We start from the raw sequence: 13,411 nt of genomic DNA, 5'->3' as shown, positions 1-13,411 counted from the left end.
TCGCTGGCCTCCTCGGGAGCCTCTTCCGGCTCTTCGGCCGGCTCGGCCTCCTTGGGGACCTCTTTCGGGATCTCCTTGGGCTGGACGATGGTGTCGGGCTTCTTGGGCTTCTTGGGGGTCGTCTTCGGCTTGGTGCTCGCCGCCGGAGGAGGAGGCGGCGGGGGAGGAGGAGGCGGGGCCATGGTGGCCTTCAGCGTCACCTCGATCTCCTTCTCCTCCTCGACCGGTTCCCGTGTCGACAGGAAGTAGGCCACGCCGAACAACGCGACGTGCAGGATCACGGAGATGGTGGTCCCCACGCCGAACCGCGCTCTGGGCGCCTGACCGCGGTCAAGGACTGAATCAAACATGTACTAGACTCCTCATCACCAGTGGACACCCACCACGCCCCGCCCGGCTGAAAGGGCGCGCTACCATACAGAAACGCGTTCCGGGTTCAAGCAAGCACGGTCAAGGGTAACTGACGTGATCGCGCAATTGCCCCACTGGTTACCAAAAAGCAACGGTCTATTGACAACTGATAGACCTCGGATATTTTCCCCAGTCATTTTCGGTTGCAGCCCACCTTGGAGGGGTCTGGTATGCACTTTAACCGAGTGCTCCGGGAAACCGGAGTTGTCCTGGCCGCAGGTCTGCTTTATGGATCGGCGGCTTTCGCGCAGTCGAGCACGATGATCGGTACTGTCATCGACGCTCAAAGCCGGCAGCCTGTTCCTGACGTTGTTGTCACCGCGACCTCGCCCAACCTTCAGGGTGAGCAGACCGTGGTCACCGACGCTCAGGGCAACTACCGTATTCCCCAGCTGCCGCCTGGTGTTTACACCCTGCGGTTCGAGAAGGAGCAGTTCAAGCCGTACGCGCGTTCTGACGTCCAGCTGCGTCTGAACCGCACCATCCGCGTCAACGTCGAGCTGCTCCCCGAGTCCCTCGGTGAAGTGGTGGAGATCGTCGGCGCGCCGCCGACCATCGACGTGGGCTCCACGACCACGGGCGTCAACGTGGATCAGGAGTTCATCAAGCGCATCGCCGTGGCCCGCCCGGGTGGCAAGGGAGGAGCGGCTCGCTCCTTCGAGTCCCTGGCCGAGCTGGCGCCTGGCGCCCAGAACGACCAGTACGGTGTGTCCATCAACGGCGCGACCTCGCCTGAGAACGGGTACGTGGTGGACGGTCTGTCCACGAACGACCCCGCCTACGGCGTGAACGCCAGCCCGATGAGCATCGAGTTCGTGCAGGACGTGAACATCATCACCGGTGGTTATCTGCCGGAGTTCGGTCGCTCCACGGGCGGTGTCATCAACGCGGTCACCCGGTCCGGCTCCAACGAGTTCCACGGCTCCGTGTTCGCGAACCTGACGCCGGGCACCTTCGAAGGTAACCGCAAGCTGATCCAGGAAGAGGGCACTGTCATCAGTGGCCTCAACGAGCTGAAGAACCTGGGCGACTTCGGCGCCACCCTCGGTGGTCCGATCCTCAAGGACAAGCTGTGGTTCTTCGCCGGTTTCGCGCCGTCGTTCACGCGCTACCAGCACACCCGTACCCTGAACGCCATCCGGCTGAACTCGGACGGCTCGACGGCGATCAACGACGAGGGCTTCACCGTCGTCGACCCCATCGCGGGCTCGGACCGTCAGTACTTCGCTGACACCCGGACCGTGCAGTACATGGGTAAGCTGACGTACCTCATCAACCAGGACCACAACGTCTCGGTTGCCCTCAACGGCACCCCGACGACGACCGGTGGCATGGGCAAGCTGAGCATCAACCCGCAGTCCGGTGGTCTGCCGGGCGCGCTGGCCGCTCGTCCGGGCGACTACGCCTTCACGGAGACCAACGCGAACGCCACGTCGCTGGCCCTGAAGTACGCGGGCGCGTTCATGGACAAGAAGGTCCTGGTCGACGCGAACCTCGGCTGGTTCCACCAGACGGCGTCCACCCTTCCGGCGGACGGCAGCAAGCTGGGCTCGACGCAGGGTCTCGCGGGCTACTCCCGCATGACCTACGTCAACCCGCGCCGGCTGACCCAGTTCGAGAACCTGCCCGCCGGCCAGGAGGGCGCTTGTGATCCGCTCGTCCTGAACGAGGGCACCCCGGAAGAGGAAGTCATCGAGCGTTGCCCGATCACCGGGTACTCGGTCGGCGGCCCTGGCTTCATGAGCGATGCGAAGCTGGATCGCTACCAGATCAACGCGAAGGCCACCTACCTCCTGAACGCGCTCGGCACCCACGTGCTGAAGGCGGGCGTCGACACGGAGTTCCTGTCGTACGACCAGACCAAGGCGTACGGCGGTGGCGTGTTCTTCCAGGAGTCGGCTCCGTACTCGGGTGCGACGCTCAATGGCGCGCCCTACGCTGGCGCGGCGCTGGCGGACTACCGTCGCTACGGCTACCAGGCGTCGCCTGACAGCCCCATCACCCAGCTGACCCAGCAGTCGAAGACCACCAGCACCACCATCGGTGGCTTCCTGCAGGACTCCTGGTCCATCGCCAACCGGCTCACGCTGAACCTCGGCGTGCGCTACGACGTGCAGGCGATGTACGGCGGTGACGGCGAGCTGGCCCTCATCCTCGGCAACCAGTGGTCGCCCCGTATCGGCGCCATCGTCGATCCGTTCGCCAACGGCCGCACCAAGTTCTTCGTGAACTTCGCTCGCTACTACGAGCAGGTTCCGCTGAACATGCTCGACCGCGCCTTCCCGGGTGAGCGTCGCTACAACGCCCGCCGCGTGATGGCGGAGCCGGGCACGGGTGAGGCGGGTTGCGATCCGTCTGACCGCACGAGCCAGGAGACGGAGTGCCGTGACCCTGCCAACGTGATTGCGCAGCCGGAGAGCAGCCGCAACCCGAACCGCCTCTACACGGGCGGCAAGGTGGAGAACGAGCCGATCGACCCGGACATCTCCCCGCAGTCGTCCAACGAACTCGTCGTCGGCGGCGAGTACGAGCTCATCGCCAACACCCGCGTGGGCGCCAGCTACACGTACCGCAACATGAACATGGTCATCGAGGACATGAGCCGCGATGACGGCAACTCGTACTTCCTCGGCAACCCGGGCAGCGGTTTCGCGAAGGAATTCCCGAAGCCGGAGCGCAACTACAACAACGTCACCGTCTACCTGAACCGCACGTTCTCGGACGGCTGGCTGGCCCAGGCGAACTACACCTGGTCCAAGTTGGAGGGTAACTACCCCGGTCTGTTCCGCCCGGAGACGGCTCAGCTCGACCCGAACATCCTGTCGGACTTCGACCTCGTCAGCCTCCTGGCGAACCGCACGGGTCCGCTCCCGTTCGACCGTACCCACCAGATCAAGGTGTTCGGCGCGAAGGAGTTCAACTTCACCAACGAGCTGTCCGCGAGCCTGGGTCTGTCCTACCGCGGCAACTCCGGTACGCCGATCAACTACTTCGGTTCGCACGCGCTCTACGGTCCGGACGAGTCCTTCGTCCTTCCCCGTGGCGCTGGTGGCCGTACGCCCTGGCTGAACGTCATTGACTCCAACATTGGCGTCAACTACCGCGTCAGCAAGGACAGCGTCGTCTCCGTCACCCTGGACGTCTTCAACCTCTTCAACTTCCAGGGCGTCAACACGGTCGACCAGACCTATACCCTGCGCAACGTCGCGCCGATTGCGAACGGCAAGCCGTCCGACCTTCCGGGCAACGTGACGTGGCAGGAAGGCGAGGAGCGCGACGAGCCCTTCGGCACCGTCGACGGCGACACCAACCCCAACTTCAAGAACCCGACCAGCTACCAGCCGCCGCGTCAGATGCGTCTTGGCGTCCGGTACACGTTCTAGTCTCTGGCCACTCACGGAACCGGGATTTCAAGTCACATGACCAAGAACATTCTCAATGCTGCGATGGTTCTCGTTGGCGCCGCCGGTCTGTTGACCGGTTGCAACTTCGACCAGCCCGAGGCTCCCTGCTTCGTGCAGGACAGCACCAGCTGGGCGGCCATCTACGACTCGTTCGATACTCCCACGGATGGCACCGGCGCTTGTGAAGTCAGGGCGCCGCCCGCCGAGCTCCTGGGCGTCTACAAGTTCGTGGATCCGGACGACCTGAGCAAGGCGGAGATCACCATCCGCCCCAACGGCCTTGCTAGCCGCGCTAGCCGGGATCCGGGTCCCACGACGGACCAGACGGCCACGGGCGCCTTCGACACGGAGCCGGACGACAAGGGCTTCTGCACGGGGCGTAACTTCACCGAGGCGAAGGTCGTCGCGGCGGCGGCTGGAACCAACCCCGCCACGAACATCACCTACCAGTTCAGCGATGTGCAGGTGTACGCGGCGCCGTCCCTGCCGGGTACCCAGCTGACGGGTCAGTTGAAGTACACGCGTGATGGATGCACCTCGAACTACACCATCCGCGCGCTGTGGCCCGCCATCCCCTGCTTCCCCACTGGTGACGCGACGGGTCCTGCCGAGCTGTGCGGCGAGGGTTCGACGCTGAACCCGGACTTCGCCGCGGAGTGCGGTCCGGTGCTGGGAACGTCGGGTGGTCGTCAGTTCAGCTACTGCATCCCCGCGAAGGCCATTCCTTCGCTGAAGTAGTCGTGAATCGCTGAACAGCGCCACCTACCGGGTGGCGCCTCGCGGCCCCGGCAGCCCTCCTCAGGGAGTGGACTGACGGGGCCGCGGTGTTTGATGGGCTGTACCTGTCGGTCTGGGTTGTTTCTGTCTGGAGGCACATGGAGGGCCGTTACTCACTCATCCACCACGTCCGCTCGCTGCTGGACGACGAAGAGGGCACTCTCTACAAAGAGGCTCCCTTCCGCGTGGCCCTCTGCTACCCGAGCCCCTACCACGTGGGGATGAGCTCGCTGGGCTTCCAGGCCATCTACCGGGAGATTCACCAGCACCCTGGCGCCACCGCGGAGCGGGTCTTCCTCCCGGACGACGTGGAGGCGTTCAAGAAGACCCGGACGCCGCTGTTCACCTGGGAGTCCCAGGCCTCGGTCTCCAGCTTCGCGATGCTGGCGTTCTCCGTGGCCTATGAGCTGGAGCTGACCGGCCTGTTCACCATGCTGGAGCTGGCGGGGATGCCCGTGCTGGCGGAGGAGCGCCGGGAGGGCCGCCATCCCCTGGTGGTGGCGGGGGGGCCCCTGACTTTCTCCAATCCGGATCCGCTGGAGCCCTTCGTGGACGTGCTCGTCCAGGGCGAGGCGGAGGACCTCATCCACGTGCTGGTGGACGCGGCGGCCACCATGGAGCGCGAGGCCCTGCTGGACCACCTGGCGCGCATCCCCGGCTTCCGGGTGCCAGGGCGGGGAGGGCAGCGCTACCACGTGGCCCGGGCCACGGACTCGCGGCTGCCCGCTCGCACGCAGATCATCACCTCCCACACCGAGCTGCGCTCGATGTTCCTCATCGAGCCGGAGCGGGGGTGCTCGCGGGGCTGCCACTACTGCGTCATGCGCCGGACGACGAATGGAGGCATGCGCACGGTCCCTCCGGAGCGCGTGCTGTCGTTGATCCCCGCGCACGCCCGCCGGGTGGGACTGGTGGGGGCGGCGGTGACGGATCATCCCCGCATCGTCGAGCTGCTTCGCACGCTCGTGGATGCGGGAAAGGAAGTCGGCGTGTCGTCGCTCCGGGCGGATCGCCTGACGCAGGAGCTGGTGGATCAGCTCCGCCGGGGTGGGGCGACGAACCTGACGGTGGCGGCGGACGGGGCCTCGCAGCGCATGCGGGACATGGTGGACCGCAAGCACTCGGAGGAACAGATTGTCCGGGCGGCGGGGTTCGCCCGCACTGCGGGCATGAAGCAGCTCAAGGTGTACAACGTCGTGGGGCTCCCCTTCGAAGGGGACGAGGACATCGACGAGCTGATCCGCTTCACCACGGAGCTGTCTCGCATCCTTCCCGTGGCGCTGGGGGTGGCGCCTTTCGTGGCCAAGCGGAACACGCCGCTGGACGGGGCGCCCTTCGCGGGCATCAAGGAGGTCGAGAACCGGCTGGAGCGGCTGCGCAAGGGCCTGCGTGGACGGGCCGAGGTGCGCCCCACGTCCGCGCGGTGGGCGTGGGTGGAGTACATGCTGGCCCAGTGTGGCCCGGAGGGTGGGCTGGCCGCGATGGATGCCTGGCGGGCCGGGGGGAGTTTCTCGGCCTGGAAGAAGGCGTTCGAGGCCCGGGGCTGTGAGCCCTATCTGGCGCGTCGGGTCGCGGACGAGCGGCGCAACCCCGTCCACTGGCCCACCGTGCCGAAGATGGCGCCCCCCGCCACGGCCGCGTGACGGAGAAGTGCAAGAGCCACTGCACCGAGGGCTCCGCTTCCGCTAGAAGTCCGCTGGCGCCGATGGCCGGCGCCCAGGGGCAGCGGAGAACCAGGTGAGCGCGCAGCGTGTGGACAAGGCGTGGCAGCAGAAGGGCCTGAAGGAGTACTCGACGGAGGCCCTGGTCGGAACGCTCGGTCACTACGGTATTCCCGTGGCCGAGGAGGACTTCCGGAAACTTTCGGAGACGACCTTCCCGCTGGGCATCGCCCAGCAGTGGAAGGCCAGGTGGAAGGGCACGGGCCCCTTCAAGGACTTCGTGGTGGCGGCGCCGGTGGAGCTGTGGCGCCGCTGGCTGCCGGACCGCGTGGCGCCGTACGAGCTGACGGACACGCTCGCCTCGCTCATGAAGGAGCTGCTCCAACTGCTCAACGGCAAGGCCGACGCGTCGGTGGCCCCCGCCTTCGAGAAGATGACCAGCCTGCGCGCGCGGCTGCCCGTGGATGACAAGGGCGGCCCCCAGGAGCGCTTCATGCAGGAGGCGCTGGCGCCGTTCTCGGAGAAGGACGCGGAGCTGTTCGACAGTCTCGCGGAGACGCTGGCCCGCTCCGGCCACCCGGACCACGCGGAGTCGTTCGCGGACCTGGAGGAGTTCTTCTTGCCGGACCGCAAGGGCATCTCCCGCGCCATGGTGCGCGCGGCCCGCGGCGAGCAGGACGGGGCCGTGACCGACCTGGTGAAGCTGACCGAGGACACCGCGCGTACGCCCATCGCCCGGATTCTGGCCGTGGACGGACTCATCCACCTGAAGGCGAACGGGCCCGCCGCGCAGGCCGGCCGCATGCTGCTGGAGTGGGCCGAGTCGACCAAGGACCTGCACCTGGCGCTGGACCTCGTTCCCCGCCTGGAGCACGTCTACAAGGCGCAGAACGACCGCGTCTCCCTGCTGGACCTGGTGCGCACCGCTGACCGGCTCAACGCGGAGCACGACCGCATCCATCCCGGCCACACCCGTCACCGTCACGGGCGCTGAAGCCGGCACCTGGCGGCGCGCGGGCGAGAGCTCGCGCGTCGCGTCCGGAAGGGCAGGGCGTGCCACCGGCGCCTCCAGGGGTGCCCGAAAACGCGAAGCCGGTGAGGCTCATTCGACGAGGAATTGCTCGCGGGGCGCCGCTCCGTGAGGCCTCTCCGGCGAATGTGGATGGGCTCGAGGCGCATGCGGAGAGAACTGCTCTCGGCGCACTGCCTCCCGAGGAGTCTCTCCGGCGAACGGGTGAGCTCAAGGCGCATGCGATGAGGAGTCGCTCGCGGCGCACTGCCCCTGAGAAGTCTCTTCGGCGAACGGGTGAACTCGAGGCGCATGCGGCGAGGGGAGACCGCAGGACCGTCGATGCGCCCTGGAGAGCCCCTACTCTGCGGTGTTCGAGCCTGTGCTCTGTGCCTGACGTGCCGGCTGTTTGCGCCGCGCCTTCTTCTTCGGGGAACTCGCTACCTCCGGGGCCCGCGGGGTCGCTTGCTCGGCGGAGACCTCGCCTCCGCCCTGCGTCATCACGGCTGGAGGTGATTCGGGCGAGGCGACTCCGACTTCCGGCGCGACGACTTCCTGGGTCGCCAGGGGCGTCGAGCGCTTCAACGGAATCTTGAGCACCCGGGGCACGCCCTCCACGACATCGCGCGTGGGCACCACGGCGCCCACCGTCGTGTAGCGGATGGCGCCCGTCTGGGTGAAGGCGTGCTTGAGGGTGTACTCCTTCGCTCGCGGCAGGAACCAGTCACGCACCGCCTTGAGGGGCAGCACGTGCAGCTCTCCCTGCGAGAGGAAGACGTACACGAGCAGGTCCGCGCCGCTGTAGAGGAAGCAGCCCGGCGTGTCCTTCTCCAGGTTGGAGACCAGCTCGAAGAAGTAGCGGCGGCGGGTGGCGTTGCGGTCGCCCTTCACCTCGATGCCGCGCACCTCTCCCGTCGGCAGCTCCCAGAGGAGGTCCACGCCCCGGTGCTGGAAGCGGGGGTCCGACTGCACGTCATGCACGCGCGAGCCCGGCTCCGTCTCCAGCAACCACGTCCGAGCGTGTTGCACGGCGCGGTCCGCCGCGCCCTGCACGCCCCTCATGCTGAAGCTGCGCGCCATGTCCTAGCGGCGCAGCTCGACGCCCGTCGCGACGAGCTGGACCTCGCGCGGCTTGCCATCCGCGCCGCGCGGGACGATGGCGCCTTCCGCCTCGTAGTGCGACGCGTGGCCCTCGCTCAGCTCCGCCACCTTCACCACGCCCTCCACGCGCGCCTGCGAGCCCGCCGAGTCCAGCGGGACGAAGAAGCCGTAGTCCTTGAACGTCACGCGCACGCCCGGCCCCTTGGCCTGGGGGTCCGTCGCCAGCTCCATCCAGCAGCCCTTCTTCTCGCACGCCTTGCGCACCGTGCCCTCGAGCCGCACCGTCTTCCCGTCATGGGGCTGGGGCTTCGCCAGCAGGTCCGCGAGCTTCACGGAAGACGCGCCCTTCAGCGCCTCGCCCCGGGTGAGCTTCCAGTTCTCCTGCGCGGCGGCAGGCGCCGTGGCGGCGGCGGTCGCCTCGGGCTTGGGCGCGGCCTTGGCGGCCTCGGCGGGGTGGTGGCAGTCGGCCGCCGCGGCCTTGTCCGCCGTCTTGTCCTTGGCGGGCGTCTTGTTGTCGCCGGCGAACGCAATCAGGGGAACAGCGACCAGCAGCATCAGGGACGTGCGGAGCGAGTTCATGACTCGCTCGCTTAGCCAAAACTCGTTGCCCCGGCAAGGCGACGCCCGTACTAGAGTGTGACTCCCGCACACCTCTTGGCGAGGCGCGCATGAAGGTCTTCCTCCCTCCTCGCAATCGACGCCTCGGCACCGTGGACTACCTGGGGCTCATCGGCCTCGTGGGGCTGCTCGTGGCCCGGTACATCCCCGTGGCCCGGCTCATCCCCTTCTGGGGCTGTGTGCTGCGCGAGCGGACAGGCTGGCCCTGCCTCGGCTGCGGGCTGACGCGCGCGGCCGACCGCTTCGCCCACTTCAACTTCGTGGGGGCCTGGGAGGCCAATCCCCTGGGGACGGTGGCAGCCTTCCTGTTCACCCTGGCCGTCGTGGCCATGGTGCTGCACCTCGTCTTCGCCGTCCCCATCCCCGAAATCACGCTCTCGCCCCGGGAGTGGAAGACGTTCCAGAGGGTGATGCCCGCCATCCTCCTGGTGAATTACGCCTACGTGGTGGTGAAGACGCGCTTCCCCCACCTGTTGCTATAGCGTGGGGTCGTGACTTTCGCGCTCGTCCTGCTCGGCTACCTCGCCGGCTCCATTCCCTTCGGTGTCCTGCTGACGCGATGGCTGCGCGGCGTGGACGTGCGCCAGAGCGGCAGCGGCAACATCGGCGCCACCAACGTCACCCGCGTCGCGGGCAAGAAGCTGGGCGCGTTGGTGCTCGTGCTGGACGCGGTGAAGGGCGCGCTGCCCGTGGCGCTCGCGCTGCGGCTGGTGCCGGACCTGCCCACCGTGCACGTCCTGGTGGGGCTGGCCGCGGTGCTGGGCCACGTCTACCCCGTGTGGCTCAAGCTGCACGGTGGCAAGGGCGTGGCCACCGCGCTGGGCGTGCTGCTGGTACTCGCGCCGCTGGCCGCGCTGGCCGCGGGCGCCGCGTACATCTCCATCTTCGCGGTGTGGCGGGTCAGCTCCCTGGGCTCGCTCGCGGCCGGAGCCACGGCGGTGGGCACCTCTGCCTTCACCGCCCGGGCCGTGGAGTACACCGGCCTCTCAGCTGTCCTCTTCGCCCTCATGCTGTGGACGCACCGGAGCAACATTGGCCGGCTGCTTCGGCGCACGGAGCGGCGCTTCTGAGTTTTCGTCCAGGTGGCCGCTGCCCACGGCCCGGTAGCCGAGCAGCGTGCAGTCGATGGGGCCGTTCCACATCTCCCGGCGCGCGGACGGGCGCGCATGGAAGGCGCTCTCGAAGGCCGGGTTGCCGGAGAGCACCCAGACGCGCCAGCCGTGCACGCGCAGGGACTCGCCCAGCTTGTAATAGAAGCTCTTCATGCCCTTCTGTCCGCCGGAGCCGCTCAGGCGGTCTCCATAGGGCGGATTGGTGAGCAGCAGGCCACTGGCGGCGGGCAGGTGCGGAAGGTCCGTCGCGTCGGCTTCGGCCAGGATGATTTCCTCCGAGAGCCGGGCGGCCTGCACGTTGCGCTGGGCGGCCTCCAGGGCCTCCGGGTCCTTGTCGAAGCCCCAGATGGGGACCTCCACCTTGCGCTCGTTGCGGCGGGCATCCGCGCGCAGGTCCACGAGCAGCTCCTTCGCGCGCGGGCCGATGACGGGCCAGCGCTCCACCGCGAAGTCGCGGTTGAGTCCGGGGGCTCGGCGACGGGCCATCAGTCCGCCTTCAATCAGCAGCGTGCCGGAGCCGCACATCGGGTCCACCAGCGCCTCTTCGCCCGTGTAGTGCGCGGCGCGCAGCACGGCGGCGGCCAGCGTCTCCTTGAGCGGCGCGACGGTGGGTCGCACGCGGTAGCCCCGGCGATTCAACGCGTCGCCGCACAGGTCCAACGACAGCGACAGCGTCTCGCGCGACAGGTGCGCCACCACGCTCACGTCCGGGTCCTTCGTATTGACGTCCGGCCGGGTGCCGACCTTGGTGCGCATCCGGTCGACGATGGCGTCCTTCACCTTGAGCGCGACGAAGCCCGAGTGGCTGTGCTCGCTGTCCTTCAGCGTCGCATCCACGGCGAACGTCGTGGTGGGCGTCAGGTGCTCCTCCCAGGGGACGCTCGCGGCGGCTTCGTACAAGCCCTCCGCGCCGTGGGCCTCGAAGGTGCCCAGCGGGTAGAGGATGCGCATGGCGATGCGGGACCAGAGGCAGACCATGAGGGCCTCGTCCAGCGAGGCCATGAAGCGGACTCCGCCGCGGTCCTGACGGATGCGGCGCGCGCCAAGCTCCTTGAGCTCGTCCGCGAGCAGGTCCTCGGTGCCGCGAGCCGTGGTGGCGAAAAGGGCGATGCGTTCAGCCATAAGACACCGCCCTTAGACGACCTGGGACTGCTTGGGAACCCACAAGACGCCTCAGGTGCCCACCACCTCGTAGATGGCGAACGTCGCCCCGTCCTGCTCGGCGCTGGCTTCCTTGGCGCGCCGGAAGTCCTCCGACTGGAAATAGCTCCGCATGGCCTCCCTGTCCCGCCAGCGCGTCACCAGCAGGAGCTCCGGCGAGCGCTCGAAGGACCGCAGCACCTCCAGCCCCAGGAACCCGTCATGGGTGTCCACCCGCCGCGCGCGCTCCTGGAAGCGGGCAATCAGGCGCTCGACCTCCTCGGGTGCGGGGCGGAAGCGGGAGATGGCGACAATCATGGGCGCTCACCTGGGACGTGCTGGGGGAAACGAAGATGGGGGCGCCCGGACCGCTCCGGACACCCCCACGCTTGAACAATCCTCGATGCAGGGGCCCGTCCCTCGCGGCCCCGCGTGGCTACATGGCTCCGGCGCCGGGCATGTCGCCCACACCCCGGATGAGCACCTCGCGGGGCTTGGCGCCATCCGCCGCGCCTACCACGCCATCGCGCTCCATGCGCTCAATCATGCGTGCGGCACGGTTGTAGCCGATGCGCATCTTGCGCTGGAGCATGGAGATGGAGACGGCCCGCATCTCGCTGACCGTCGCGAGCGCCTGGTCGTACAGCTCGTCGGACAGCTCGTCCTCTTCGCCACCGGACTCCACGTCCTCGTCGCGTGGCTTGAGGATGGTCTCGTCGAAGACGGGCTTGCCCTGGGCCTTGAGGTGGTCCACCGCCTTCTTGATTTCGTTCTCCGACACGTAGGCGCCGTGCACGCGCTGCAGGTGCGCGCTCGTGGGCGGCATGATGAGCATGTCGCCCATGCCCAGCAGGGCCTCCGCGCCCACCGTGCCGAGAATCGTCATCGAGTCCGGCTTGGAGCGCAGCATGAAGCTGATGCGCGTGGGGAAGTTCGCCTTGATGACGCCGGTGACGACGTCCGTGGACGGACGCTGCGTGGCGACCATCAGGTGGATGCCGGACGCACGCGCCATTTGCGCCAGGCGCGCCACGTAGGTCTCCACCTCGCGGCTGGCCACCATCATCAGGTCCGCCAGTTCGTCGATGATGACCACGATGTACGGCAGCTTCTTGAGCTCCTTCTTCTCCGGCTTGTCGCTGGCCGACACGAAGGGCACGTCCGACTCGTCGTCGGCCTCGGCTTCCACCTCGGGCACTTCGTCCGGTGCGTCGGACCCCTGCGCCTCGTGCATCTCGTCGTCGTCCCGAGGCACGGCCACGCCCAGTCCGTCCCCGCCCGAGGAGGGCTTGTCGCCGCCCTCCACGTCGAGCACGAGCATCTTCTTGGGCTTCGACTTCTTCTTCGGGGCGGCCTCGGGAGTGCCCGACGCGCCCTTCACCTCGGTGGCGGAGCTCTCCACCAGCTTGTTGTAGCCGGCGATGTTGCGCACGCCCGCCTCGGAGAGGAGCTGGTAGCGGCGCTCCATCTCCTCCACGGCCCAGCGCAGCGCGAGCGCCGCCTTCTTCGGGTCCGTCACGACGGGCAGCAGCAGATGGGGGATGCCCTCGTAGATGGAGAGCTCCAACATCTTCGGGTCCACCATGATGAAGCGGACCTCCTCCGGTGTGGACTTGAGGAGGATGCTCATGATCATGGAGTTGACGGCCACCGACTTGCCGGAGCCGGTGGTGCCGGCGATGAGCAGGTGGGGCGCCTTGGCCAGGTCGAAGACATACGGCATGCCCTCGATGTCCTTGCCCACGCACATGGTCAGCTTGCTGGCGCTCTTGATGAAGGCGTCCTGCTCGGCGATCTCCTTGAGGTAGACGGTCTCCCGGTCCTTGTTGGGAACCTCGATGCCCACCACGCCCTTGCCGGGGATGGGCGCGACGATGCGCACGCGCATCGCCTCCATGGCCATGGCCAGGTCGTCCGCGAGCGCTGCGATCTTGCTCACCTTGATGCCCGGTCCCGGCAGGAACTCGTACATGGTGACGACGGGGCCGGGACGAATCTCGACCACCTCGCCGACGATGCCGAAGTCGGCCAGCTTCGCGCGCAGCTTCTCCGCCGTGGGCTCGGAAGGCCCGCTCGACGGCGTCCAGGCCGAGCTCGACGGTGTAGAGGCCGCGCAACTCTTTCGCGCTGAGGATGAGGGTGGACATGGCGGCGCTATATACCGGAGCGGCCAGGATG

Annotated in this window: 11 protein-coding genes and 2 pseudogenes; 7 read left to right on the top strand and 6 right to left on the bottom strand. The window is 67.8% G+C overall.

Annotation, left to right across the window (positions count from 1 at the left end):
* A pseudogene (locus HUW62_RS39725) lies at positions 1-350 on the bottom strand (energy transducer TonB); the annotation flags it as partial.
* 231 nt (positions 351-581) lie between these two features.
* On the opposite strand from HUW62_RS39725, the gene HUW62_RS39720 reads away from it, so the two are divergent.
* From HUW62_RS39720 to HUW62_RS39705, 4 genes are all read left to right on the top strand, one after another.
* Entirely contained in the window at positions 582-3,794 is a 3,213-nt protein-coding gene (locus HUW62_RS39720) for a TonB-dependent receptor (protein WP_176437385.1), read from the top strand.
* A 36-nt stretch (positions 3,795-3,830) separates the two neighbouring features.
* The gene (locus HUW62_RS39715) at positions 3,831-4,553 is read left to right on the top strand and encodes a hypothetical protein (protein ID WP_163868207.1); all 723 of its coding nucleotides are present in this window, start codon (positions 3,831-3,833) and stop codon (positions 4,551-4,553) included.
* A gap of 137 nt (positions 4,554-4,690) precedes the next feature.
* Positions 4,691-6,235, top strand: coding sequence for a radical SAM protein (locus HUW62_RS39710; RefSeq protein ID WP_176437384.1), 1,545 nt, complete (start codon positions 4,691-4,693; stop codon positions 6,233-6,235).
* Positions 6,236-6,329: 94 nt separating this feature from the next.
* Positions 6,330-7,247 (top strand): hypothetical protein, encoded by a 918-nt coding sequence (locus HUW62_RS39705; RefSeq protein WP_176437383.1) that lies wholly within the window; start codon positions 6,330-6,332, stop codon positions 7,245-7,247.
* A gap of 375 nt (positions 7,248-7,622) precedes the next feature.
* Here the strand turns inward: HUW62_RS39705 and HUW62_RS39700 are convergent, their stop codons facing one another.
* Together HUW62_RS39700 and HUW62_RS39695 are read right to left on the bottom strand one after the other, a co-directional pair.
* Positions 7,623-8,342 (bottom strand): hypothetical protein, encoded by a 720-nt coding sequence (locus tag HUW62_RS39700; protein WP_163868205.1) that lies wholly within the window; start codon positions 8,340-8,342, stop codon positions 7,623-7,625.
* A gap of 3 nt (positions 8,343-8,345) precedes the next feature.
* Positions 8,346-8,942, bottom strand: a complete 597-nt coding sequence (locus tag HUW62_RS39695) for a DUF4920 domain-containing protein (RefSeq protein WP_163868204.1) — start codon at positions 8,940-8,942, stop codon at positions 8,346-8,348.
* An 89-nt stretch (positions 8,943-9,031) separates the two neighbouring features.
* Between HUW62_RS39695 and HUW62_RS39690 the strand changes: the two genes are divergently transcribed.
* Together HUW62_RS39690 and plsY are read left to right on the top strand one after the other, a co-directional pair.
* The gene (locus HUW62_RS39690) at positions 9,032-9,463 is read left to right on the top strand and encodes a DUF2752 domain-containing protein (protein WP_163868203.1); all 432 of its coding nucleotides are present in this window, start codon (positions 9,032-9,034) and stop codon (positions 9,461-9,463) included.
* A gap of 9 nt (positions 9,464-9,472) precedes the next feature.
* Positions 9,473-10,051 (top strand): glycerol-3-phosphate 1-O-acyltransferase PlsY, encoded by a 579-nt coding sequence (plsY, locus tag HUW62_RS39685; protein ID WP_176437382.1) that lies wholly within the window; start codon positions 9,473-9,475, stop codon positions 10,049-10,051.
* On the opposite strand, the gene HUW62_RS39680 is transcribed toward plsY, so the two are convergent.
* The 3 genes and pseudogenes from HUW62_RS39680 to HUW62_RS39670 form a co-directional block, all read right to left on the bottom strand.
* Positions 9,968-11,215, bottom strand: coding sequence for a class I SAM-dependent RNA methyltransferase (locus tag HUW62_RS39680; RefSeq protein WP_163868201.1), 1,248 nt, complete (start codon positions 11,213-11,215; stop codon positions 9,968-9,970). The two genes, plsY and HUW62_RS39680, sit on opposite strands and share 84 nt — an antisense overlap.
* 51 nt (positions 11,216-11,266) lie before the next feature.
* Positions 11,267-11,551 carry an antibiotic biosynthesis monooxygenase gene (locus tag HUW62_RS39675; protein ID WP_163868200.1) on the bottom strand — a complete coding sequence of 95 codons (285 nt, stop codon included), beginning with the start codon at positions 11,549-11,551 and terminating at the stop codon, positions 11,267-11,269.
* 118 nt (positions 11,552-11,669) lie between these two features.
* Positions 11,670-13,289 (bottom strand): annotated as a pseudogene (locus HUW62_RS39670) (DNA translocase FtsK); the annotation flags it as partial.
* On the opposite strand from HUW62_RS39670, the gene HUW62_RS48205 reads away from it, so the two are divergent.
* Positions 13,204-13,411, top strand: a 208-nt coding sequence (locus HUW62_RS48205) for a hypothetical protein (protein WP_217911820.1), incomplete at its 3' end; no start/stop codon positions are given. The pseudogene HUW62_RS39670 and the gene HUW62_RS48205 sit on opposite strands and share 86 nt — an antisense overlap.

The organism is Myxococcus sp. AM011, assembly GCF_013372595.1.
GTDB classification, from domain to species: domain Bacteria; phylum Myxococcota; class Myxococcia; order Myxococcales; family Myxococcaceae; genus Myxococcus; species Myxococcus eversor.
The sequence above is the reverse complement of the archived record's forward strand: the minus strand, read 5'-3'. Positions and strand labels throughout refer to the sequence as shown.